This window comes from Thiovibrio sp. JS02, assembly GCF_053485635.1.
In genome coordinates, this window is record NZ_CM130715.1 from 1,869,825 (window position 1) to 1,893,209 (window position 23,385).

17 protein-coding genes, 1 rRNA gene and 1 riboswitch are annotated in these 23,385 nt (G+C 60.6%); of the genes, 7 read left to right on the forward strand and 11 right to left on the reverse strand.

Annotation, left to right across the window (positions count from 1 at the left end):
- Window positions 1-28: 28 nt before the first annotated feature.
- The 8 genes from fdhF to ACUUL3_RS08765 all read right to left on the reverse strand — a co-directional run bounded on the left by fdhF (window position 29) and on the right by ACUUL3_RS08765 (window position 12,906).
- On the reverse strand, window positions 29-4,138 hold the full coding sequence (gene fdhF / locus ACUUL3_RS08730; protein ID WP_448550600.1) for a formate dehydrogenase subunit alpha: 4,110 nt from the start codon (window positions 4,136-4,138) through the stop codon (window positions 29-31).
- A complete protein-coding gene (locus ACUUL3_RS08735) occupies window positions 4,138-4,746 on the reverse strand; it encodes a hydrogenase iron-sulfur subunit (protein WP_448550601.1) in 609 nt (202 codons plus the stop codon). Before ACUUL3_RS08735 ends, fdhF begins: the two co-directional genes overlap by 1 nt.
- 3 nt (window positions 4,747-4,749) lie before the next feature.
- A complete protein-coding gene (locus ACUUL3_RS08740; RefSeq protein ID WP_448550602.1) occupies window positions 4,750-5,778 on the reverse strand; it encodes a transglutaminase-like domain-containing protein in 1,029 nt (342 codons plus the stop codon).
- A gap of 61 nt (window positions 5,779-5,839) precedes the next feature.
- Window positions 5,840-8,893, reverse strand: coding sequence for an FAD-dependent oxidoreductase (locus tag ACUUL3_RS08745; protein ID WP_448550603.1), 3,054 nt, complete (start codon window positions 8,891-8,893; stop codon window positions 5,840-5,842).
- Between the two features lie 338 nt (window positions 8,894-9,231).
- Entirely contained in the window at window positions 9,232-9,705 is a 474-nt protein-coding gene (locus tag ACUUL3_RS08750) for a hypothetical protein (RefSeq protein WP_448550604.1), read from the reverse strand.
- A 63-nt stretch (window positions 9,706-9,768) separates the two neighbouring features.
- Complete coding sequence (locus tag ACUUL3_RS08755) at window positions 9,769-10,551, reverse strand: DUF4198 domain-containing protein (RefSeq protein ID WP_448550605.1); 783 nt, start codon at window positions 10,549-10,551, stop codon at window positions 9,769-9,771.
- A 24-nt stretch (window positions 10,552-10,575) separates the two neighbouring features.
- Entirely contained in the window at window positions 10,576-12,564 is a 1,989-nt protein-coding gene (locus ACUUL3_RS08760) for a TonB-dependent receptor plug domain-containing protein (protein ID WP_448550606.1), read from the reverse strand.
- A gap of 39 nt (window positions 12,565-12,603) precedes the next feature.
- A complete protein-coding gene (locus tag ACUUL3_RS08765) occupies window positions 12,604-12,906 on the reverse strand; it encodes an energy transducer TonB (protein WP_448550607.1) in 303 nt (100 codons plus the stop codon).
- On the opposite strand from ACUUL3_RS08765, the gene ACUUL3_RS08770 reads away from it, so the two are divergent.
- The 6 genes from ACUUL3_RS08770 to ACUUL3_RS08795 all read left to right on the forward strand — a co-directional run bounded on the left by ACUUL3_RS08770 (window position 12,892) and on the right by ACUUL3_RS08795 (window position 18,844).
- Window positions 12,892-13,080 (forward strand): hypothetical protein, encoded by a 189-nt coding sequence (locus ACUUL3_RS08770; protein ID WP_448550608.1) that lies wholly within the window; start codon window positions 12,892-12,894, stop codon window positions 13,078-13,080. The genes ACUUL3_RS08765 and ACUUL3_RS08770 overlap by 15 nt on opposite strands.
- Window positions 13,081-13,243: 163 nt before the next feature.
- Window positions 13,244-13,408: a hypothetical protein gene (locus ACUUL3_RS08775; protein ID WP_448550609.1), complete on the forward strand. Its 165-nt coding sequence runs from the start codon at window positions 13,244-13,246 to the stop codon at window positions 13,406-13,408.
- 379 nt (window positions 13,409-13,787) lie between these two features.
- Window positions 13,788-13,974: riboswitch (cobalamin riboswitch) on the forward strand.
- A 260-nt stretch (window positions 13,975-14,234) separates the two neighbouring features.
- Window positions 14,235-16,253, forward strand: a complete 2,019-nt coding sequence (locus tag ACUUL3_RS08780; RefSeq protein ID WP_448550610.1) for a TonB-dependent receptor plug domain-containing protein — start codon at window positions 14,235-14,237, stop codon at window positions 16,251-16,253.
- Window position 16,254: 1 nt separating this feature from the next.
- Window positions 16,255-17,142, forward strand: coding sequence for an ABC transporter substrate-binding protein (locus ACUUL3_RS08785; RefSeq protein WP_448550611.1), 888 nt, complete (start codon window positions 16,255-16,257; stop codon window positions 17,140-17,142).
- 232 nt (window positions 17,143-17,374) lie between these two features.
- Window positions 17,375-17,731, forward strand: coding sequence for an ArsR/SmtB family transcription factor (locus ACUUL3_RS08790; RefSeq protein WP_448550612.1), 357 nt, complete (start codon window positions 17,375-17,377; stop codon window positions 17,729-17,731).
- A 3-nt stretch (window positions 17,732-17,734) separates the two neighbouring features.
- Window positions 17,735-18,844: an SO_0444 family Cu/Zn efflux transporter gene (locus tag ACUUL3_RS08795; protein ID WP_448550613.1), complete on the forward strand. Its 1,110-nt coding sequence runs from the start codon at window positions 17,735-17,737 to the stop codon at window positions 18,842-18,844.
- 70 nt (window positions 18,845-18,914) lie between these two features.
- On the opposite strand, the gene ACUUL3_RS08800 is transcribed toward ACUUL3_RS08795, so the two are convergent.
- A complete protein-coding gene (locus ACUUL3_RS08800; RefSeq protein WP_448550614.1) occupies window positions 18,915-20,273 on the reverse strand; it encodes a PAS domain-containing protein in 1,359 nt (452 codons plus the stop codon).
- 173 nt (window positions 20,274-20,446) lie between these two features.
- Entirely contained in the window at window positions 20,447-22,177 is a 1,731-nt protein-coding gene (locus ACUUL3_RS08805) for an ATP-binding protein (RefSeq protein ID WP_448550615.1), read from the reverse strand.
- Between the two features lie 400 nt (window positions 22,178-22,577).
- Between ACUUL3_RS08805 and ACUUL3_RS08810 the strand changes: the two genes are divergently transcribed.
- Window positions 22,578-23,000: a hypothetical protein gene (locus tag ACUUL3_RS08810; protein ID WP_448550616.1), complete on the forward strand. Its 423-nt coding sequence runs from the start codon at window positions 22,578-22,580 to the stop codon at window positions 22,998-23,000.
- Between the two features lie 94 nt (window positions 23,001-23,094).
- Here the strand turns inward: ACUUL3_RS08810 and rrf are convergent.
- Window positions 23,095-23,211, reverse strand: a 5S ribosomal RNA gene (gene rrf / locus ACUUL3_RS08815).
- Window positions 23,212-23,385: the final 174 nt, after the last annotated feature.

Below are 23,385 nucleotides of genomic sequence, written 5' to 3' on the forward strand. Positions count from 1 at the left end.
CCGGGAAGAGTCAACCGGACTCTCCCTGTTACGGATTGCGAGAAACCGGCGTCAGGCGCACCGCGCAGGCCTTGTACTCCGGGGTGCCGGCTATTTCGTCCACGCCGGGGCTGGTGAGCAGATTGACCAGGGAATCGGCATGGTGGAAAGCCATGAACACCGATCCTGGACGGCTGCGCCCCGTGACACGCGCCATGACCTCGATGGCGCCCCGGCGGGAAACCACCCTGACCCGGCGGCCATCCTCTACTCCCAACCTCGCCGCGTCATCCGGATGCACCTCCACCGCCTCTTGGGGCTCCAGGGAGAGCAGCCCCCGGCAGCGCCTGGTCATGGTGCCGTTGTTGTAATGGGCGAGCCGGCGGCCGGTGATCAGGATGAACGGATATTCGCCGTCGGGCTGCTCCAGGGTTTCCACGTTGCCCAGCACAGAAAAACGGCCCTTGCCCCGGGTGAAACTCTCCTGGTGCAGGATGGGGGTGCCGGGGTGGTTCCGGTCCGGGCAGGGCCAGATCAACCCTTCGCCTTCCAGCCGCTCGTAACGGATGCCGCCCAAAATCGGGGTGCAACGGGCGACCTCCTCCATGATCCTGGCCGGGCTGTCGTAGCGCATGGGGTAGCCCATGGCGGTGGAAAGGCGGCAGACGATCTCCCAGTCGGGCAGGGCCTCGCCCGGCGACGCCACCGCCTTCCTGATCCGGCGCACCCGGCGCTCGGCATTGGTGAAGGTGCCGTCCTTTTCATAGAAACAGGCGGCCGGCAGCACCACATGGGCCATCTCCGCCGTTTTGGTGAGGAAGATATCCTGCACCACCACCATCTCCATCCTGGCGTAGGCGGCGCGGATGTTGTGGAGATCGGCCTGGGTGTGGAGGGGGTCGTAGCCGATGCAATACATCCCCTTGAAACGGCCCGCCCTGGCCGCTTCGTACATCTCCGGTTCGGTGAGCCCTTGATTGGCCGGCAGCTCCGCGCCCCAGGCCTGGCCCAACCGCTCCCTGGCCGCAACATCCGCCACATCCTGATACCCCGGCAAAACGTAAGGCAAGGCGCCCATGTCGCAGGAGCCCTGAACATTGTTCTGGCCCCGTAGCGGGCTGATGCCGGCATTGGGCCGGCCGACATTGCCGCTGGCAAGAGCGAGGTTGGCAAGGCCCATCACCCCCTGGGTGCCGTTGCGGTGCTCGGTGACCCCGAGGCCGTAGAGGATCATCCCCTTTTGCGTCCCGCAGTAAAGACGGGCCGCTTGGCGCACCAAATCCGGGCCGACCCCGGTCTGTTCCACCATGGCTTCCGGCGCATAGGCCGCCACATGCTGGCGAACCACCTCCAGGTTTTCAGTCCGGTTGGCGATGAATTCCCTATTTTCCAGACCCTCGTCCAGGATGGCATGGAGCAGGGAATTCAGGAGCGGAACATTGGTGCCCGGCACCAGCCGCAACCAGATGTCGGCCTTGGCCGCCATTTCGGTGCGCCTGGGGTCGATGACGATGAGCTTGGCGCCGTTTTCCACAGCCCGTCGCACCTTCATCCCCACCACCGGGTGGGCCTCGCTGGTGTTGGAGCCGCAGATCAACAGCACCTCGGCCCCCTCGATATCGCTCAAAGAGTTGGTGGCGGCGCCGCTCCCCAGGGCGATGCGCAGGCCGCTCACAGAGGGGGCATGGCAGACCCGGGCGCAGTTGTCCACCGAGTTGCTTTTGAAGACCAGACGACAGAATTTCTGGGCCAGGTAGTTGACCTCGTTTTCGCAGCGGGAGGAGGAGAGCACCCCCAGGGCCTCGGGGCCGTATGTTTCGCGGATCAGGGCGAAACGGCGGCCGGCGAAATCGAGGGCCTCCTGCCAGGTGGCCCTGCGAAAAGGCTCGTCAATCCGTTCCCGGATCAACGGGTGAGTGAGCCGCTCCGGGTGGCGGTAAAAATCGAAGCCGAAGCGGCCCTTGACGCAGAGATCGCCATGGTTGGGCGGGCTCTCCGGCCCGGCCTTGACCTCCAGCAACACCCCCTGCTTCGTCGTGATCGCCACCTCGCAGCCGGTGCCGCAATAGGTGCAGACGCTGGCCGTCTCGGTGGCCTCGCCGGGCAGGAGGGGCAGGCCCGATTGCTTTTTGCTGAGAGCGCCGGTGGGGCAGGCATCGACGCAGGCGCCACAGGAGACGCAGTTGTCGTTGATAGTGAGGCGAAGGTTGACAAGCCGCCCCTCTTCCTCCGCATAAAAAACCGCGCAGGACCCGAACTCGCAGGCCCTTTCGCAGCGATGGCAGGCCACGCAGCGGTTGGGGTCGATGGCGATGAAACGGTGCGCATCGTCCGGCGCGGCCAGACGGCGCCCCGGCGCCAGCGTGGCCGGCACCTTGTATTCGGCGCAGAGTGGCCGCAATTCGCATTTGGCCAGACCCAAGCAACCACAAGCCAGACAGCGTTTGGCCTCCCGCACCGCCATCTCCTCGGTGAAGCCCAGCTCCACCTCGGCAAAGTCGGTGATCCGCCGCTCCGGCGGCCGGGCCGGCATCTGCTCGCTCAACAAAAGCGGGAAGCCCTGGAAGTTGACCATGTCCACCTCCTCGAACTTCTTGCCCCGGCTGAAATTGAAGCGACTGTCAAGAGGCTGCGGGAAGTCCCCGGCCAGTTCGCGGTGGATGGCCTCGGCGGCCCTCCGGCCCGCGTCCACCGCCTGGATCAGCGAGCGCGGCCCGCTGACCACCTCGCCGCCAGCGTAGATGCCGGGCAGATTGGTCTTTAAGGATGTGGGCTCGGCCTTGATGGTCAGGCGGGGCGTCAGCTCAAGGCTGGCCTCCAGCTCGCCAAAGGCGCGAAAGCCGTCATCCCCTTCCTGGCCCAAGGCATTGATGACCAAGACGCCGTTCCAGACAAGACCAGAACCCTCAACAGGTACCGGCCGACGCACCCCAGCCGCGTCGGCTTCGGAAAGCACGGTCCGGGCCAGCTCAACCGTCAGCTCCTCGTCCTCCCGGCGCAGGGCCAATGGGGTGGCCATGAGGAAGAAGCGCACCCCCTCCTTCTCCGCCTCGGCCACATCCCGCTGGTGGGCCGCCATCTCCAACCGGGAACGGTCATGGACCACGGTGACCTCGGCCCCACCTAGGCGCAGGGCCAAACGGGCCGCCTCCACCGCCACTCTGCTGCCGCCAACGATGAGAACCTTGCCGGAGAGGGGGGGCTGGTTGCCGGTGGCCACCTGGGCCAGGAAGACAAGGCCGTCCATGGCCGCCTCGCCGCCCGGAATCTTGAGACTCTTCTGGCGGCCCATGCCGGCGGCGATAAAGATCGTCTTAAATCCCTGTTCCTTGAGATCGGCCAGACTGAAATCCCGGCCCCAACGTTTCCCGGCCCGGACATGGACCCCCATGGCCACGATGTTTTCCACTTCCCGCCGCACCGCCTTTGTCGGCAGCTTGAAGGAGGGAATGGCGAAGCGGGCCATGCCGCCCAACTCGCTGGCGGCCTCGAAGATGGTGACGCTGTGGCCGAAGCGGCGCAGGACACAGGCGGCCGACAGACCGGCCGGGCCGCCGCCGATGATCGCGACATTATGGCCGGTCGGTACGCCTGGCCGCTCCGGCGGCAGCCCGTGCCGCTCGGCGTATTCCACCACGAAGCGTTTGAGGTGGTTGATGGCGATGGGTTCGTCGAGCAGGGCCCGGCGGCAGCGGGTCTCGCAAAATCCTGGGCAGACCCGGCAGACCAGGCCGGCCAAGGAGTTCTTCTCCCGAATCAGGCCTAAGGCCGCCGCATACTCGCCCCTGGCCACCAGGTGGACATAGCCCTGAACATTGATTCCGCCGGGGCAGGTAAGGTTGCAGGGCGCCTTGCAATCGCCGTAGTGGACCGAGGCCAGTTGTTGCAACCGTTCGGCCCGGTGTTTTTTGAGGGCCGGAGTCACGGTCTCGATCACCATCCCCGCCTGGGCCTGGGTCCGGCAGGACCGGCGCTGTTTGCCGTCCACCTCCACCAGACAAAGAAGGCAGGGGCGCTTGGCGTCCTCGCGGCCCGGCGGCAGGTGGCAAAGGCTGGGAATCTCGATTCCAGCCAGTCCCGCCGCCTCCATGATGGTGGCGGTGGCCGGAGCGCTCACCGGCCGGCCGTCAACGGTGAGAGAAATGGTGGTGCACTCCATCAGTTTCCTGCCCCGAACGACTCTTCCAGTGCCTTGGCGCATTTGTCCGCCACCAGACCGGCAATGGTTTTGCGGGAGAAATCGCCGCCCTGCCTCATCTCGCGGCTGGCGTTGATGAGGCCGGTCCTGATCTTGCGCCCTCTGGCCGCCTCGGCCGCTTCGGCCAGGCGGAGGCGCAGGACCTCGGTTTCCAGTCCTTCCGCCGCACCCAGGGGACCAAGGGCCGCCACTTGTTTGGTGAAAGCGGTGATGATCTTCACGAAGTTCGGCCCCTCGGCGGCCGAGGCCCAGTCGATGAGGAAACGCTCCCTCCTTACCCCCAGCCGCGCCAGCATCTCGTGGACCAGGGCGGCGGAAACCAGGCCGTGGTAGTTGCCGTCGATGTAATGGCACTCGCCGGGATGGCAGCCGCCGACGAAGATGCCGTCGGCGCCATTGGCCAAACCTTCCAACGGGAAGGAGGGATCGAGGCGGCCGGTGCACATCATGCGAATGACCCTGAGATTCGGGGGATACTGGTAGCGGCCCACCCCGGCCGAATCGGCGGCGGTGTAGCAGCACCAGTTGCAGAGAAAGCCTAAAATTCTGGGGTTGTGTTCCATGGTCATTGCTTATTGTTCCCTGTTGTCCTGCTGCCGGTAGGTGATGGCGTAATGAAAGTTCCTGGAATCGAGCCAATCGAGGTGCTTACCGTCAAGCTCGGCATAGGGATAGCCAAAGTTGTTTAACGGTTCTCCTGCCTGGGCGGGGGAAAGACGCACGTCACGACCCCGGCTCAACTCGACCCGGTAAGCGTCCCAGCCCCCCCAGTAATAATTACGCAGCGTCACGATTTCCGGATGCTCCAGGGGCAACCCCTTGGTCAGCATGGCCTTGCGCACGTCAGCGGGATCCACCGGCACCCAGCCGTAGCCGGGAAGATAAAATTCCGCCCAGCAGTGCTGCCAACCGGTGACATCGACCACCGGCTCCTTGCCCATCCGGATACCGAAAATCTCCCGGGCCGGCACCCCGGCAGCGCGGCAGAGAGCGACGAAAACCGAGTGGATGTCCGTACATTTGCCGCCCGGCTTTTGCAGCAGGGAGCAGACATCACCCTTGCCGCAGCCGCGGGTGTCCGGATCGCGGTACATATTCTCGCAGGTCCAGTCATAGATCGCCCGCGCCTTTGCCAGCACAGTCTTTTTTCCCCGGGTTATTTCACGGGCCAAGGTACCGACCGGTCCGTCGAGGGGGGCCAGCGAGGTGGGGGCCAGCCACTCGCGGTAATCGTCTGCACTCCAAGGGGATTCCTTTTTCGGAAAATCGCGGCGACCAACCTCCTGCCGCACGGCCGTATAGGAGAATTCCATCTTACGACTGCTGCTCCCCTTGTTCCAGCGGACATAGAGAATCGGAGTCTGGTGTTGCCGGTCGGCATATACCGCGGATTCGGCAAAGTCTCCTGTTACCCGGATATCGCTGATTTCCTGCTCCGGCGAAGAAACAGGGTAAGGAATCCAGAGCCTTGCCTCCTGGCCGGCGGGATGAGCGGAGAGATCGACCTCCATCACCATGCGGCCGGCAACCTCTGCTCCTTGGGCGGCTGTCGCCGAAAACAGGGCGCAGACAAGGGTCCAAAGTATAAATTTTGTCTTCATGCGGTTTCCTCCATGCGATTGTATTGCCAACAGATTCATTCAACTGAAAAAAATCCGGCTTTCATGCCGCGCCAAAGGCCTTGATCTGCGCCATGATGCCCTCGAAGGTGAAACGGCCCATGTCGATGGCCATGGTGGGGCACCTGGCCGCGCAGACCCCGCAACCCTTGCAGGAGGCGGTCAGCGTCCTGGCCTTGCGGCCTTTGTCGGCCTTGTATATTTCGATGGCCTTGTAGGGGCAGAAGGTCTCGCAGGCCCCGCAGCCGATGCACTTGTCCGGATCAACTTTGGAGACGATGGGTGCCGGGGTGATGGAGCCACGGGCCAGGGGCTGGCAGGCCCGGCCGGCCGCGGCCTGGGCCTGGGCGATGCTCTCGGCCATGGACCGCGGCGAATGGGCCAGACCGCAGACATAGGTGCCATCCACCGGCAGGTCCACCGGCTGAAGCTTGACGTGCGCCTCCAGGAAGAATTTTTCGGCGGTCACCGGCACCTTGAGCATCCGCGCGAGGATGGCAGGGTCTTCCGGCACGATGCCCACCGAGAGCACCAGGAGATCGGCGGCCACCTCCACATCTTCCCCCAGCAGCGGATCGTAATAACGGACCAGAACCGCGCCGCCCTTGGCCAAATTGACCTCCGGCCTGTTCTCCTCGTGGTAGCGGCTGAAGATCACCCCGGCCTCCCGGGCCGCCCGATAATCATCCTCCAGAAAGCCGTAGGCCCGCATGTCGCGGTAGAGCACGGTGACGCCAAGCTCAGGTCGCAGTTTTTTGAGGCGCAGGCTGTTCTTCAAAGCCTGGCCGCAGCAGACCCGGCTGCAATAGGAAAGATCCTCGCCACGTGAGCCCACGCACTGGATCATCACCACCTGTTTCGCGGTTTTGGGCAGCGGCTGGCCGGCGGCGAGTTTCTTCTCCAGTTCCAGCTGGCTGAGAATCCTGGGGGATTCGCCCCGGTGATACTGGGTCGGCTCGTAGGGCCGGCCGCCGGTGGCGAGCACGAGAACGCCGTGGTTGACCACGATGCTCTCCTTGCCCGTGGCCACGGTGGTGGTGAAGTTGCCCACGTAGCCGGACACCGCCGCGACTTCAGCACTGGTATGCACCGATATTTTCGGATGTTTTTTGACCCGGCCGATCAGCCCGGTCATGGCCTGGCGCGGATCATGACCAAAACGGTCGGCGGTGAGCAGCATGGCCCAGCCGCCCAGCTCTTTTTCCCGCTCCACCAGCGTCACCGCGAAACCCTGCCCGGCAATGGCCATGGCCGCAGTCATGCCCGCGAGCCCGCCGCCCACCACCAGGGCCGCCGGGGTCACCGGCAACTGCTGTTCGGCCAGGGCGGTAAGATGGACTGCCTTGGCTACGGCCATGCGCACCGCGTCCTTGGCCTTTTCGGTGGCCGCCTCGGGCTCATGCATGTGCACCCAGGAGCACTGATCGCGGATGTTGGCCATCTCGAAGAGGGAGCGGTTCAGCCCCGCCTCCCGCAGGGTGGCTTGGAAGAGGGGCTCGTGGGTGCGGGGAGTGCAGGCTGCCACCACCAGCCGGTTGAGCCGGTGCTGGTGGATGGTCTCCACCAGCAGACGCTGGGTATCCTGGGAACAGGAGTAGAGATTGTCGGTGGCATAGACCACGTGGGGCAAGGTTCTCGCGTACTCCGTCACCGAAGGCACCTTGACCACCCCGCCGATGTTGATCCCGCAGTGGCAGACAAAAACGCCGACGCGCGGCTCCTCGTCGCCGATGTCCTGTTCCGGTGGGAAGCTTGCCTTGGTGGCTTCGCTGCCCCGGGCTACGGCAAGCAGGCCGGCGCAGAGAGCCGCGGCCCCGCCGGCCTGGGTGACCGAATCCGGGATATCCTTGGGCCCCTGGAAAGCGCCGATCACGTATACACCCGGCCGACTGGTGGCCAGGGGCGCATAGGTGTCGGTTTGGGCAAAGAGGTATTCGTTGAGGTCGATGCCGGCGGCCCTGGCCAGCCCTTCCGCGTCATCCGGCGCTTCCAGCCCCTGAGAGAGCACCACCAGGTCGAACTTCTCGCTGTGATGCCCGCCGTCCTCCGTGGCCCAGGTGAGCAACAGGCCTCCGTCGAAGACATCCTCGACCTTGGGCGGCCGGGCATGGATCACCCGGAAATCGCCTTCCCTGATCGCCCGCTCCCGGGCCGCGTCGAATCCCTTGCCGTGGGTGCGGACATCCATGAAAAAGAGGGTGATCTCGCACTCCGGATCATGCTCGCGGGCGAGCGAGGCCTGCTTGATGGCGTACATGCAGCAGACCGCGGAACAGTAGTTGTTGCCGCAGTTCTCGTCCCGGGAGCCGATGCACTGCAGAAAGGCGATCTTCTTGGGGTGCTTTCGGTCGGAGAGGCGGAGGATCTCGCCGCCGGTGGGGCCGGAGGCGCACATCAAGCGCTCGTGCTCAAAGGCGGTGACCACGTCGCTGAAACGGCCGTAACCGTAGCGGGACAAGACCTCGTTGCTCACCCGGCCGAAGCCCGGGGCGAGGATCACCGCGCCCACCGGCAGCTTCAGGGTTTTTTCGGTGTCGTCGAAGCGGATGGCCTTGGCCTGGCAGGCAACCGCGCACAGGCCGCAGGTCTCATAATTGAGCCTGAGGCAGGCCTTGGCGTCGATGTAATAGGAGGTGGGCACGGCCTGGGAGTAGTCGATGTGGGCCGCGTGGCTCTTTTCGAGGTTCTCGTTGAAGTCGTTGCCGATTTGCTTCAGGCAGTAGAGGGTGCACTGGCCGCAGCCGGTGCAGGCCTCCTCGTCGATGTAGCGGGGTTTTTTTCGGATCGTGGCGGTGAAGCTGCCCGGTTCTCCCCTCAGTTCGACCAGTTCGGCCAGGGTCAGGATCTCGATGTTGGGGTCGCGGCCCGCTTCCACCAGCTTGGGGGCCAGGATGCAGAGGGAACAGTCGTTGGTGGGAAAGGTCTTGTCGAGCCTGGCCATGACCCCGCCGATGGCCCCGGATTTTTCGACCAGCCAGACCTTGTAGCCGAGTTCACTGAGATCGAGGGCGGCCTGCACCCCGGCCACCCCGCCGCCGACCACCAGAACCGAACCGACCGTCCGCTGGGCGGACGGGCTGGAAACGGGAGCGTTCATACTTCCTCCTTCACTGTACGTTGCCGGAAAAATTCCGGAAATGCCGCGGCTCTGCTGCATAGCGGCGGACAACGTCAGCGGAGAGGCGAGCTAACCGTATTGACGCACCGGAACGCCCATCGGGCAGGGAGAGCCGCAATATCGCCCGACCCGCACCGGGCCGGCCGGCTTTCGCCGGATGCTTGCTCATATCTGTGGCAATCTGCGCTGCAAAACGGTTCTCCCTGAATGTGAATCTTTAAAAAAAGAGTCGTTCGTGAACGGCAAGGGTAGTGGCATAACCTGCTAAAGTCAAATCGAATATTCCGAAAACAGACAGGTTATTTTATTGTATTTTTCTATTCAAATGATCGAGACGAACGATCACCTCTTCGACTTTCCCGCTTACGGACGAGCACCCAAAGGCTGAAGACGAAGAGCAGGATGCTCATGCCGACAAAGGCCTTGGTGTGTTGCGCCACCAGGGGTTTGTCAAAGGAGGACATATAGAGGTTTTCATCGACCTGTACGGTGATGGCGGCGGCATGGACGCCGTGCCCGGACTCGTCCGTCAGCGTTATCCGCCACGTACCCGGCCGGTCGGGCAGAAAGGAGACGATGCCGTTCCGGTCCGTCCTTCCCTTCTGGTGCGGCATGGTATCCCCCGGCCCGACGACCTCGTAAGCGCTATAGCTGGCCGGATCGTCCGGTCCGTAGAAGACCCTGGCGCTGATTCCCCGGTTCTCCACCCGGTAATGGATGGCATGGGCGTGGGTATCTGTGGCAATGGCGAGGGGCAGCAAGAGAAATATTAAGGCAAGGGTGCGGCGCATTGTTGTTCTCCGGGATGCGAGGGGTCGCGGCGGCAGGTGGGACGCCGCGACCCCTGCTCGATCCTATCTGACGCTAAAGGTCAGGGTTGCCACATAGGACTCCGCATCGCATTCCTCGGGCTGGGAAAAAGGCAACTCATGCTGAATCCTGAGAAGCCAGATGCCGGGCGCGCCGAGGGTGATTCCCCCCCGGCCGTTTTGGTCGGTAGTGATGGAAGGGGCCTGGCTTTCTTTCTTGTCGGCATGGCCATGATAGACTGCCGCCATCTCGCCGCTGAAGGGTTGGCCCTTGAAGAGAACGCGGACAGGCAGGGTATCTCCGACCTTGAGCCGGGCCGGATTGACCAGGGGAATGATCTCCAGGGGATGGCCGACCGCCTGGTCAACCGCCTCCTGCCGCGCCCCCACATTGACGATCCCCTTCATGCTCATGGTTGACCAGGAGCATTTGACCACGTTGTCCAGTCCTTTTTTGGATTGCCTCTTGCCGCCGTCGACGGTCTTGGTATAAAAGCTCGATTTCCGCCGACCGGCGACCAGATATGCCCCGTCCGCCAGCGCTTGCCGACTGATAAACTCCGTGGCCGACTCCGGGGCCACCGGGATTTTGGCGCCGGTTGCGGAAAGGATGAAGATCTCCTCCAGGTCGTCGGCGGCGAGAAAGTTTTCAGAGGGGAAGGTATGGCCCCAACCGATATGGAACGGCTGGGCACCCTGGGCGGCAGGCGCGTAGTTTTCCATCTCGATCCAAGGATAATGGGCGCAAGCCTCTTGAGCCCCAAGGAGGGTAAGGGTAAGAACGCTGACAGTCAGCCAGCAGGGCAATCTCTTGGTCCATGCATTCATTTTTTTCTCCATCAACAGGTAAAGTTAAAAGGTAAGATCAAGCTTCAACATAAAGGTCCGGCCGGTCCGGAAGTTGCCTTCATCACCCTTGTCCGAATCGAAAACATTGTCCGCCTCCAGGGAGAGCTTGGCAGTGTCGCGCAAGAGCTTGTAAACCTTGGCGTCCACCACGGTATGACCGCCGATTTCGGCGGTATTGTCGGTATTGGTATACTGGCGTGAAACCTGGGAAACAGTGGCGCTCATCCCTATTCCGTAGTCCTTCAGCCCGTAGGCCGGGGTCAGGCCCATCTGGTGCTCCGGAGTATGGGTGAGGTTCTTGCCGTTTTCCCTGTTTTCCGAATCGGTATAGGTATAGGCGAGCGCCAGGGAAAGGCTGTCCGCCAGCCAGAATCTGGCAAGAAGTTCTATGCCCTGGGTGGTGGCCTTCTCGACGTTCCGATAAATCTGAAGCGGCAGGCCGTTATGGAGAGTGCCGGTATCTTCGCGGGCCACCATCTCCCTGATATCGTTGCGGAAATACCCGACGCTGCCCATGGCGCTGCCCTCTTTGAGCCAATGCTCCACCGCCGTCGAATAACCGATGGCCGTTTCCGGCTTGAGGTCCGGATTGGATTGCACATAATAGGAGCCATGCGCGTAGGGAGCATCGTAGTAAAGCTGGCGGATGGTGGGAGATTTGAATGCCCGGCCCGCCGAGACCCGCAGGCTGGTTGCCGCAGAGAGCCGGTACATGGCGCTGAGCTTGGGGTTGACCTCATCCCCGAAGACGCTGTGATCGTCGTAGCGAACGCCTGGCACCAGGGTCAACGCCCCGCCGGGCAGGATCATTTCATCCTGAAGATAGAGGCTCGCGATCTCAATGCCCCGATCGACGCCGATGGTGCTGCCGTCCGCGTTGTCGATGCTAAAATCGATGGCCTGATTCTGGAATTCCGCGCCAGTGGTCAGGGTGTGGATCTCATCTGCACTCCAGGTGTATTGCCCCTCCACCTGGCGGTAGCCGATATCCCCTGTCTTGTGGCCATAGGTGTTGTCGAGATAGCCGTGGTCGAAGTCCCAGTTGTAGGTGTAGCCCTTGAGCGAGAAAAAGTGGGCCACGCCCGCCTGCCAGTCCGCACCGCCAGCGAGCCGGTAGCTCTTTTCCTTGCGGTCGTCCTCCTTTTCATAATCGCTCGCCTCTGCCTTGGCGAAAAGACGCAGGCGCTCGCTGGGGTCGACATCCACCTTGGCCAGCACCGAATGGCGGTCGGAGTCGATCCGGCGCTGGCCGTTGTCCTCCCCGCTTTCCTGACTGTACTGCAGGAGATAGCCGACCTTTTCCAGGGGCCGGTCCCCGAAATAGGCATAGGCTTGGGACTGATTGCGGTTTTCAGCGAAAGCCTCCTCGATCACGTCGTTTTTGAGCCGCTCCTTGACATCGTACCAGCCATGGGCAACGCCGGCGCCGGCCACCTGCTTCTTTGGGGTTCTCCTGGTGATGATGTTGATCACCCCGGCCATGGCGTCGCTGCCATAAAGGGCTGAACCGGGGCCTTTCACCACCTCGATCCTCTCGATCATCTCCACCGGAATCTGGTTGAGGCCGATGCCGTATTCCCCCATGCCGCCGCTCTGCCCTGACCCCATCACCCTCTGGCCGTCCACCAGAACCAGGGCGTAGCCATCGTTGATGCTGAGTCCCCGCATCCTGGCATTCCAGGTATAGGTTCCGAAGGTGTCGTCATGGGCGGATACGGAAACGCCGGGGATGCTTTTGAGGACATCCATGGTGTTCTGGGCATTGGTTTTGCCGATTTCTTCCCGGTCGACCACCAGGGTTTCCACCGGCGTATCCCGCAGAGCGTGGGGGGTCTTGGTGCCGGTGACCACGATCTGGTCCAGCATGTACGCGGTCGTCCCTGGCTGATCCTCATCGGCTCGCGCCTGCCCGCCGGGCAGCGCCATGGCCAAGGCCCCAATCAGCGCGGCGCAACAACCCGGGTATCTCTTTGTTCCTGCTTCTTTTTTCATCTCCCCTCTCCTCATCTTTCTTTTCCGGTGCGGAAAAATTCACGACAAATTAAAAACAATGTTCAGTTCGACCACGACAGCCCCAGCGAGCAGACCGGCCGGCGGCGGCGGAAAGGGGGCAGCGTCCTGCACGGCCCTGATGGCGGCCCTGTCGAGGATCTCTTGGCCGGAGCTTGCGCTGACCCTGATCTCCTGTGCTCCACCAGTGCCGGCAAGAAGAAAGCGGATACCCACCCGACCTTCAAGCTGCCTTCGTCTGGCCAGGGGAGGGTATTTTTTGCAACTGGCGATCCTCTCCCGAACAAGTTGCAGATACTGGGCAAGAGGATGAAGACCGCCCATGCTATTCAGATTCCCAGGCCCGAAGCCATCCTTTCCAACTCCTCCAGCTTCTCCCGCTCCCGGGCGGAAATCTTCCAGGGCCCCACCGTCCGCCGCCCCGGTCTCTGTTTCCGTGCCCCCGGCAACTTCAGCCTCTGCTCCCTCTCCCTCATTTTCGGCCTCGATTTTGTCTGACATTGCTGCCTGCGGCTGAGGTTCCGATGCAAGACTCTGCCGATCCGCCGGCCGGGGCGGTTTTTTTGGGGCTTCCTTGGAAACGGACTTCCTCGCGATGGGGGCGCTGACCGACTTTTTCTCTTCCGCCCTTGCTTCTCCGACCGGAGACGCAGGCGCGTCCATGGCCAAAGGGCCAACCAACGAAGAGGAAGAGGACGGCAGCTCAAGCAAGCTGATCTCAATGACCTTGCTCTGCTGCGGCCTGGGAAATGCGGCAAAAACCGAGAACACCGCCCCGTGCAGCGCCAGGGAAACCCCCAAGAAAAACAGCCGCCGGTATCGATAGCGCACCGAGACCATTTTTGAGCTCTTATCAGTCGCGACGGAGAAGCAAGATGGGCCGGCAGTAGATACCGGCACATCGAGGGCACGGGAATTCCCCTCTTCGTTGCTCAAATCGAACATGGCTTCTCCTTTCCTGGCTGCCGGCTGCCTGCCGCGCCACCTGCCCCAACCGCAGTGACACAAATTTTCAAACGGTAGCACCGTAACGGAAACAAATTCCGGTTTCAAGAAAAATGTGAAAAAAATAAATTTCGTGCTACTAGGAAGCTCTCGCAATACCCTGTTTTTCCGAAACTTTTATTTCACCATCCGACCAAAACCTCATATCATTGGGGAGGCCCATCCTTTTTTCCGCTTGCTCTTTGCCAAGCCATTTATTAATTTGCCCACCTGTTTCAGATGCTCTTAACCGAGCTTAATAGGGAACCCGGTGTAAATCCGGGACGGGCCCGCCGCTGTGACCGGGGACGAATTTTGCAGGTATGCCACTGACCGCGACGAGGTTGGGAAGGCGCAAAAGGAGGACGAACCGGGAGTCAGAAGACCTGTCTGAAAAACAATAAGAGCCTGCCCCCGCGGACAAGGGGCGGAATGCTCACCTTATTCGCGGGAACACCAGGGAATCCCCGGATCAATTTTCATTGGTCCGGGGATTTTTTTTGCCCGGACTCACAAACAATGTGCCGCTTGGCTCATGCGGCGCAGAGAAGAGGAGAACGGGATATGGTCACAAGCGAAAGAAGTTTCTGTAAACACACCCTGCTGTCTGTCAGGGACTGGAATGTTTTCCAGTTTGCCATGCGGCGCTGTCTCCCAGGAGGCCGGGCATGAAAAAAGGAATCTGCTCCCTTATCCTGCTGAGCCTTTGCCTCAGCACATCTGGTTTTGCCCAAGAAACCGCAATTCTGGACGAGGTGGTGGTCACCGCCACCCGCAGCGAGGAAAAGGTCGCGACCATCCCGGCCAAGGTGGAGGTGATCGACGGCCAGGACCTTGAACTCACCACCGGCGACACCTTGAGCGAAAAGCTCAAAAAAAACAGCTCGGTGGGCGTTGTCGAATATCCCGGAGCTCTCGCGGGCATCGGCATCCGCGGTTTCCGGCCCGAAGCCCTCGGCATCACCAGGCACTCGCTGATCCTCATCAACGGCAGGCCGGCGGGAGCGACCAATCTCGCGGCCATCCCCATGGACAATGTGGAAAGGATCGAAGTCCTCAAAGGCCCAGCCTCCTCGCTTTACGGTGGCGAGGCCATGGGCGGGGTGGTCAACATCATCACCAGAAAGAGCACCGGACCGCTTACCGGCATGGCCGAAATCGGCTTTGGCTCGTTTCAGGCCAACAGCCAGCAGACAGCCATGGGCGGGGCATCGAGCAATGGCTTTGACTTTGACCTCTCGGCCAGGCGCTTTGCGCAGGTCGGCGACTATGAGATGGGAAACGGCGAGACCAGGGCGCATACCGGCTATGAAACCCGGAACAGCGCCCTCCGTCTCGGAAAAGCCCTTGCTAAGACCTGGCGGCTTGACGCAAGCGGCGACCTCTACCAGGGCCTGGACATCGAAACCCCCGGCGATCTCGCGGACGGGGATAAGAAGTCGGGCCATAAGGATATCGACCGGTACGGCCTTGACCTGCGGCTGGGCGGAAATCTGGGTGCCGACAACCGGATCGACCTCACCGCCTTCAAAACCAACGAAACAACGGAAAACCACAAGCATTACACGGGCTGGAGTGTGCCGGTCCAGGTCGCGCCCCACCGCGACCATGAAGCGGATACCGATTGGCTCGGGTTCCAGCTCAAGGATGAATATGCCTGGAAACGGCATCGCTTCATCGCCGGCATTGATTATCAGGATATCAACTCGAAAAAACGCGGCTACAACCAGGACGGCACCAGAAAAGCCCCTTCTTCCCCGGACGAGGGCCGGGAAAACTGGGGCGGCTATCTGGAAACCGTCTGGAAACTCCTCGATGAGCGGCTCACCGCAACCCTGGGAGGCCGCCACGATACCTTTACCGTCGAAACAAAAACAACCCCATACAAAACCGATTTCACCCCCAACTCGGAAGACTTTTCCACCTTCAGTCCCCGTGCCGGACTGAACTATCTCTTCAAACAGGGCGTACGCTTCCACACCACCATCGGCAAGGCCTTTGTGCCACCCACCGCCGCCCAGTTGGCAGGCTATTCGGAAGAGGCGGTGGGTGGTGTCACCATGGTGATCCAGGGCAATCCAGATCTTGACCCGGAATCCTCCACGACCTTTGATTTCGGCGCCGGCTACGACCGGAGCGATTGGGGGCTTTCTTGCGATCTCACCTGTTTCCATACCGATGTGCGGGACAAGATCATCAGCGTGACAAGCACCACCACCACGACCTACGAAAACAGCCTCAGCGCGGAAATGGCGGGGCTTGAAACCGAGCTTTCCCTTGACATCGGCGCCCCTCTCCATTGGCACCGCTCCCTTGTCTTCTTCGTCAATTCCACTCACATGCTCACCGCGGAAGAGGAAGAGAGTCCGGCCATCATGCGGGATATCCACAACGTGGCCAAGCACACCGTGAATTACGGCCTGCAGTATGCCGGCGGGGCTTTCGACGCCAGACTGCAGTGCCGCCGGCAGGGGAGAATGAAGGATACGGACTGGAACACGGCCGGGTACCCGGAGGTGGAGTATCCCTCCTTCACGGTGGCGGATCTGGTGATCGGTTTCTCGTTTCCGAGCAACCACCGGCTCACCGTAAAGGCGGATAATCTCTTCAACGAGGAGTATTACGAAAAGAAGGGCTTTCCAAAACCGGGCCGCGCGTTCTTCGCCAGCTACAGGTATGAATTCTAGCATGGAAACCCATTCGACCATGGGGCAGGCAGGGATTTTTACCCTGCTCTGCCTATTCATCCTGCTCTCCCCTTCCCCGGGAAAATGCGAAGGATCTTTGCCGCAGGCCAAGCGCATCGTCTCCTTAGGGCCGCTCAACACCGAGAATGTATATCTCCTCGGGGCAGGCGACCGTCTTGTCGGCGACACCAGCTACTGCGTCCGGCCGGAGGCGGCGAGGCACAAGGAAAAAATCGGCTCGGTGATGCAGGTTTCCATCGAGAAGATCATCAGCCTCAAGCCGGACCTGATCCTGGCCACCGCCCTGACCAGGCCGGAGCAGCTCAAGCAATTGCAAAACCTGGGACTGCGGGTTGTCCGCTTCAGGCAGCCAGCCTCGTTTAAGGAAATCTGCGGCCAGTTCAGCGAGCTTGGTCAGTTGTTGGGGGCAACGGCAGAAGCCCGGCGCATCATTGATCAGGCCAGGGGCGAGGTGGAGGCGGTTCAGAGAAAAGTGGCGCACCTTCCCAGGAAAAAGGTCTTCCTCCAGGTCGGGACCAGGCCGCTCTTTGCTTCGCTGGAAAGTTCCTTCACCCACGATTTCATCGCCCTGGCCGGAGGCCTCAACATCGCCGCCGACCAGCGCTCCGGAGTGCTGAACCCTGAAAAGGTGATCGCCGCAGACCCCGATCTGATCGTAATCGCCATAATGGGCTCGGAAACGGGCATCGCAGGCGAGGAGAAAGAAAAGTGGCAGCGGATGCCGGTCCTGAAGGCGGCGCGGGCCGGAAGGGTGCATGTCCTCGACCCGGCTTCGGTCTGCAGCCCTTCGCCCATGACTTTTGCCAGAACCCTCGGGATCATCGCCGCCCTGATCCATCCGGAGATCGATCAGCGGGAAAATCGCTGAAGCAGGGTATGGCAGCGAACAGGGACCACCGAGGCGTTTCCGGTGTATTCGCCCAAAAACAGCCGGAACGGGACGGGCGCCTGCGGCACGCGACCGAAAGAGACCGGATATTCGCAAGCAGACCTGTGCGGCCCTGCTTTTTTGCGCGCCCACCGCCTTCACCTTCCCCCTTGACAAGACCCCTGATAATGGCAATATATGAACATATACTCATATATCATCCGGAGGTATCATGCAAAACCCGCTCGATCAGTGCCAATGCCGGATCATCCATACGGAAAGGGTGCGGCGCGCAAAGGATGCTCTCCTGCCCGGCGGAGAGATAGAACGGCTTGCCCAGTTTTTCAAGGCCTTTGCCGACCCGACCCGTCTGAGAATCCTCTGGGCCTTGCTCAAGGAAGAGATGTGCGTCTGCGATCTGGCGGCCTTTCTCGAAGTGAGCGAATCCGCGGTGAGTCATCAGCTGCGGCTGCTCAGACAGATGGCCCTGGTGGCCAATCGCCGGGAAGGCCCGGTTCTCTATTACCGGCTGGCCGACACGCACGTGGGCCAGCTTGTCCGGGTCGCGCTGGAACATATCAAGGAATAAGCCATGGAATTTCTCACTGCCATTCTCTCCGCCTCCTGGGATCTGCTCCTCGATGCCTCGACATACATCCTTTTCGGCATCGCCATCGGCGGGCTGCTCAAGGTTTTTCTTTCCCCGGCCTATGTTGCACGCCATCTCGGGGAGGGTCGCTTCAAATCGGTTTTCAAGGCCGCCCTTTTCGGCATCCCCCTGCCCTTGTGCTCCTGCGGGGTGCTGCCCGCGGCGGCCGCCTTGAAAAAACAGGGCGCCAACAACGGCGCCACCACCGCCTTCCTGGTCTCCACCCCGGAATCGGGGGTGGACTCCATCGCCATCACCTACGCCCTCCTCGACCCGATCATGACCGTGGCCCGGCCGGTTGCCGCCTTTATCTCGGCAATGGTTGCCGGCATCAGCGAGAACATCATGAACCCTCCCAGGCCGCGGCTGATGACGCCGGATCTCAGTTGCGCGGTTGACGGTTGCTGCAATGGCGCAAACTGTTCTCCGGAAGAACACGCTGCCCATCACGGCCTTGCCGAAAAAATCCGGGCGGGCATGGGGTATGCCTTTGGCGAACTCTGGGGAGATCTGGCCGGCTGGTTCTTTGCCGGCCTCTTCCTGGCGGGCCTCATCACCGTGCTGGTGCCGGACCACCTCATCACCAGCTATCTGACCGGAGGGATTTCCGCCATGCTGCTCATGCTGGCCTTCGGGATTCCCCTCTATATCTGTGCCACCGCCTCCACCCCCATTGCCGCCGCCCTGATCCTGAAGGGAGTGAGTCCCGGCGCGGCTCTGGTCTTTCTCCTGGTGGGCCCGGCCACCAACATCGCCTCACTGACGATGCTGGTGGGTTTGCTTGGCAAACGATCCACCGCCCTCTATCTGTTCTGTATCGCCGTGGTCTCGGTCTTGTGCGGTCTGGCCGTTGACTGGCTCTATCGCGCGGCGGGAATCTCTGCGCAGGCGACCCTCGGGCAAGCCGGCGAAATAATTCCCTACCCGCTCCAACTAGCCTCGGCCTTTCTCATCCTTGCCCTGTCGGCCGCTCCCCTGACCCGCTCAGTCCGGGCCGGCCTGCGCAGGAAAAACAGGGGCAAGAAACACGGGGAGTGTGGCTGCGGCAAATGATCCTGCCGCAAAAAGCCGCAATGGGGCCGGACAACGGGAAAGATCAGGGCGAACAAGAAGAAATCGTGGCTCAGGGGGACTTGGGGATGCTCTCCACCACCTTGCCCTCTTCGTCGAGGGAGAGGAAGGGATAGAGCTTTTTGACACATTCCGGGCAGATGCCGTGGCTGAACTGCGCTTCGGAATGGTCACGGATATAGGCCTCGATCTGGTTCCAGTAGCCCTTGTCATCACGGATCCGTTTGCAGGAGGCGCAGATGGGCAAAAAGCCGCTGAGGGTCTTGACATTGTCAAGGGCTTCCCGCAACTCGACGATCAGGCTCTCCCGTTCCTGCTGCGCCTTCTTTCTCGCCGTGACGTCGCGGACCATGCCCACCATCCGGACGAGCCTGCCTTCCCGATCCCGGAAGGCAAGGCCAATTTCCTGCAGCCAGCGCTCCGTCTGATCCGGCCAGAGGATACGGTGTTCCACCTCATAGGGGATATCATTCTCCATGGCGACCGCCACCAGCTCGACGATCAACGGACGGTCCTCCGGATGCACGCATTCCAGAAACGCCTCATAGGTGCCGGCAAACTCTCCCGGCTGCATGCCGAACATGGGCTCCACCTCATCGGACCAGATCAGCTCCCCAGTCGCCACGGTCAATTCCCAGCTCCCGACCTTGGCCACCCTCTGGGCGAGACGGTAAAGCTCCTGACTGCGATGCAGCGCCTTTTCCGCCTCAAGCCGCTCGACGATTTCCCGCTGCAACTGGACGTTCATCTGCTGAATGGCAAGCCGGCGCAGGCGGTCATTTTTCTCGATTTTTCTGAAAAAGAAAAAAGAAAGAATGGCAAAGACAATGGAAAAAACAACCAGAAACATCTGCACGGCCTTGAAACGTACCAACTCGTGCTGGACACGATTCTGGAGCAGGGTCTCCACCTTGTCCGCCTGTCGGATGAAATTGGCGAAAACATGGTCGTACTGCCGGTCGATTCCGCTCCCCGCCTGATTCTCACGATGGTTTGCGACCCGTTCCTTGGTGATTTCGACAAACCGTTGCAGCTGTCTGTGCGTTTCGGCAATCTCCTTCCGCAGCACCGGATCCTTCAAGGGAAGAAATAACCCCTCCTCGTTTTGCCCTCCGTTAAGCATGGCCTTTGCATACCAGTCAGCCTTGTCGTAGTGAGCGTACACGGTTTTCAGCTCCGCATCCCGGTCCCCGGAAAGGATTTCTTCGAGCCAGAGATGACCGAAGGTCGCCTCAAGCTTGATTTCCATCGCCGCGTCGATCAGAGGCGAATAGAGGTTGGTGATTCGGGTCGAAGTATAAAAGCCATGCCCGATGACCAGAACAATCAAAACCGTCACCAGCAGGACCACGGGATAGATGCGCCACGCGGCAGGGAGGGGAAACTTCTTTAAAAAGCGATTCACATCCACGCCAAGCCCCTCCACGCCTTCTGAACGTCAGGCGAAAAGCTGTTTACACATTTAAAGGTTAGGCCATATTGTCACAATAAAGGGAAGAATGGGAAAAAGAAAGCGCAAAATACCCAGGAAGTAAAAGGAGCAACCGGACCGGAGGGGCAACGAAAAAGATGCCGCCTGGTCTTCTAGCGGAAGACGGTGAGGGAATCGTCGAGCCGGGGAGCCCCGTGAATGGGCAGAACAATCGCGAAGGTCGTCCCCTTGCCGGGTCTGCTTTTCACCGCGATGCTGCCGCCATGCCTCTTGACGATCCCGTAGCTGATGGAAAGCCCCAGGCCGGTGCCCTCGACAGCCGGTTTGGTTGAATAGAAGGGTTCGAAGATGTAATCCATGTCCTTCGCCTTGATCCCCTTGCCGGAGTCCTGGATGCTGATCCGCACATTTTCGCCAACAACCTCGGTGGTGATGCGGATCGTGCCGCCAGTCCCAGGAATGGCTTCTTCGGCGTTGGCGATGACATTGAGAAGCACCTGCTTGATCTGATCCGCCACCGCCTGGATCCTTGGCAATTCAACGGCGAAATCCCGCTCCACCGTGATGTGCTTGTCCTTGAGCTTCTTGTTGCTGAAAAGAAGCAGATCCTCAATGATCCGGTGCAGGTCGACCGGGGCGAACTTGCCGGTGGTGGGCCGGTTGAAATCCTGCAAGCTGCTGATCAGATCCTTGATGCGGCCGCACTCGGTGATGGCCAGGTCCAACATTTCCGTATCGGTCTCGCCGAGCTGGATTTCCTTGCGCAGACTCTTTAGAAAATTGCGGATGCCGATGATGGGGTTGCCGAACTCATGGGCGATGGAAGCGGCGAGCTTGCCCACCGCGCTCAACTTTTCCGCATGCAGCAACTGCTCGTGCGTAAGCCGCAACTGGGTGGTGCGCTCTTCCACCCTGGCCTCCAGCTCATCGTTCATCTGCCGGATCTCCGCCTCCATCCGTTTGCGGTCCGTCACATCCTGCAGGGTTTCGATGGCGCCGATGATCTCACCGGCGCGATTCTTGATGGGCGCCGCCGTAAAAAACAGCCATTTGCTGGCCGCCCCGAAATCGAAAAAATCCTCTGCCTCATAGGCGCCGGTGAGCAGGGAGGAAGGCCGGTACTTGCCGGCGTAAAACCTGGCGATCTGCGGCTCCCTGGCTGCCTGCACCACCAGATCGGCCAGCGTGGGCCGCTGGTAAAGATAAAAAGCCTTCCATTGGTTCTGGGTGCCAACCATCTCATGGGTCGGATACCCGGTGAGGCGGGCGCATGCCTTATTCCAATGGGTGATGGTGTGATTTTCGTCAATGACAAAGGTGGCAATGGAGCTGCCCTGAAGAATCTGCGCCAACCGCTCCCTGCTTTCCAGGAGATCTTCCTCGGCCTGCTGCCGTTCAACGATCTCCTGGGCAAGAATGGCGTTGTATTCCTGATAGCTGCTGGTCCGGGAAACGATCTGCTTTTCAAGGGACGCATATTCCTCGCGCTGGCAGATCTCTTTCTGCTTCTCCCTGGTCACATCGCGGATAATCTCGGAAAAGCCGCACAAGCGCTCGTTCTGGTACACCGGGCTGAAGGATCGCTCAAAAAAACAGGCTCCGCTTCCGGAAGAACCGCGGCTGAAATCAACGGTAAATCGTTTACCCGACAAGGCGCGCTGGTACAGGTCATTGGCCCAGGAACGCTGACCATTGGGCAGAACATACTGATGCCGGGCTCCTGGCGCCACCGTCAGGTTGAAGACCTCTTTCATGAAGCGGACATAGGCGCTGTTCAGATACACAAAGCGCGCTTCATTATCAACCAGGGCTATGCCCTCTTCCCGGCTCTCCAGAAGAAGACCAAGGGATGGCTCGGTTTGGGGAAAGGAAGTTACCGGCATAATCGACGTATTTCAGGGAGTAATCTGCAAAAAAAGAATGTAGCCGGACCATACCAGCTCGGCAAGAAAAATAACAGGACTTAGCCTCTCCAGCGCGACAGAGGCAAAAATATCTCTTTTTTGCATGGGCCGCCAGGATACAACTTCCTATTTTTGGGAATTTCACCAGCTTCAACACTTGGGAATTTCACCAAATTCCGGAAAAAACCCCCTAAGATCGGCAAACGAATTTGTCCGTTCTTACGGAAAAACATCGCCAAGGCGCTGAATTATCGACACATTAAGACAACAACGACCAGAAACCGGAAAAACTTTCAACAGGGCCTGGAAATTGCAAGAAACAGAGACAAGCCCGCCGAGATATCCCCGACAGGTGCGAACTGACAACGGGAGGTGGCACATGCACGAGATAGACAGATTGGCATTGTTGGCGCAACTTGGAGAGGAATGCTGCGAACTCAACCACGGCCCCGGCACCAGGAGGGAGGATTTTCCCGCCTCCGACTATCTCGTGATGCCGTTGGGCTACCACGAAAATGAGGTCAGCGACGTCGCGGTCCGGGAATTGGTGATCCCGGTGTGTCACGAATGCGCCCAGGCACTGGTGGGCAATGAATGGACGTTGCTCTACTGCTTTGAGTGCGCCAGCAGCCAGTGGCTCTATCGCCCCATGGCCAGGATGCGCTATCGGCACCATGTGCTCTGGCTGAAAGGCTGCCCCGATTGCGGTGACAAGTTCGGCGGCCTCTATTTCAGCGACCTGGAAGCCATTGTCGGCGAGGCGGATCTCCTGGGCAGGCAACTGCGTATCCACGCAGCCTGACCTCGGCCGGGGAGCAGGCGGGGGCGAAGAGGCCGGGGCCACCCAGCGGGCAAAAAAAAACCCTTCCTTTTGAGGGGAAGGGTTAAAAAAAGAGGATCGGCGGCGACCTACTCTCCCACCAAGCTTCCCTGGCAGTACCATCGGCGCTGAGAGGCTTAACTTCCGTGTTCGGAATGGGAACGGGTGTTTCACTCTCGCTATTACCACCGAAAATCCATAAATTCGGGTGCCTTGCGGTTGGATCCGACCAACGGCTGCTGCCACCGGTCACCATGGCCACATGGCTGGTATATATAAAAAACCTGGATAATTGAATATTTTGTGTTGTCCCGTTTGCCGGATATATAAAAAATGATCAAGCGAATGATGGTCTCTCTTTATAAAA

Coding starts and splice junctions, on each gene's coding strand:
- fdhF (WP_448550600.1), bottom strand. CDS start 4,138: ATGGAGTGCACCACCATTTCTCTCACCGTTGACGGCCGGCCGGTGAGC.
- ACUUL3_RS08790 (WP_448550612.1), top strand. CDS start 17,375: ATGCAAAACCCGCTCGATCAGTGCCAATGCCGGATCATCCATACGGAA.
- ACUUL3_RS08755 (WP_448550605.1), bottom strand. CDS start 10,551: ATGAATGCATGGACCAAGAGATTGCCCTGCTGGCTGACTGTCAGCGTT.
- ACUUL3_RS08805 (WP_448550615.1), bottom strand. CDS start 22,177: ATGCCGGTAACTTCCTTTCCCCAAACCGAGCCATCCCTTGGTCTTCTT.
- ACUUL3_RS08775 (WP_448550609.1), top strand. CDS start 13,244: ATGGCCAAAGGGCCAACCAACGAAGAGGAAGAGGACGGCAGCTCAAGC.
- ACUUL3_RS08760 (WP_448550606.1), bottom strand. CDS start 12,564: ATGAAAAAAGAAGCAGGAACAAAGAGATACCCGGGTTGTTGCGCCGCG.
- ACUUL3_RS08770 (WP_448550608.1), top strand. CDS start 12,892: ATGAAGACCGCCCATGCTATTCAGATTCCCAGGCCCGAAGCCATCCTT.
- ACUUL3_RS08735 (WP_448550601.1), bottom strand. CDS start 4,746: ATGACCATGGAACACAACCCCAGAATTTTAGGCTTTCTCTGCAACTGG.
- ACUUL3_RS08765 (WP_448550607.1), bottom strand. CDS start 12,906: ATGGGCGGTCTTCATCCTCTTGCCCAGTATCTGCAACTTGTTCGGGAG.
- ACUUL3_RS08795 (WP_448550613.1), top strand. CDS start 17,735: ATGGAATTTCTCACTGCCATTCTCTCCGCCTCCTGGGATCTGCTCCTC.
- ACUUL3_RS08785 (WP_448550611.1), top strand. CDS start 16,255: ATGGAAACCCATTCGACCATGGGGCAGGCAGGGATTTTTACCCTGCTC.
- ACUUL3_RS08810 (WP_448550616.1), top strand. CDS start 22,578: ATGCACGAGATAGACAGATTGGCATTGTTGGCGCAACTTGGAGAGGAA.
- ACUUL3_RS08780 (WP_448550610.1), top strand. CDS start 14,235: ATGAAAAAAGGAATCTGCTCCCTTATCCTGCTGAGCCTTTGCCTCAGC.
- ACUUL3_RS08750 (WP_448550604.1), bottom strand. CDS start 9,705: ATGCGCCGCACCCTTGCCTTAATATTTCTCTTGCTGCCCCTCGCCATT.
- ACUUL3_RS08740 (WP_448550602.1), bottom strand. CDS start 5,778: ATGAAGACAAAATTTATACTTTGGACCCTTGTCTGCGCCCTGTTTTCG.
- ACUUL3_RS08745 (WP_448550603.1), bottom strand. CDS start 8,893: ATGAACGCTCCCGTTTCCAGCCCGTCCGCCCAGCGGACGGTCGGTTCG.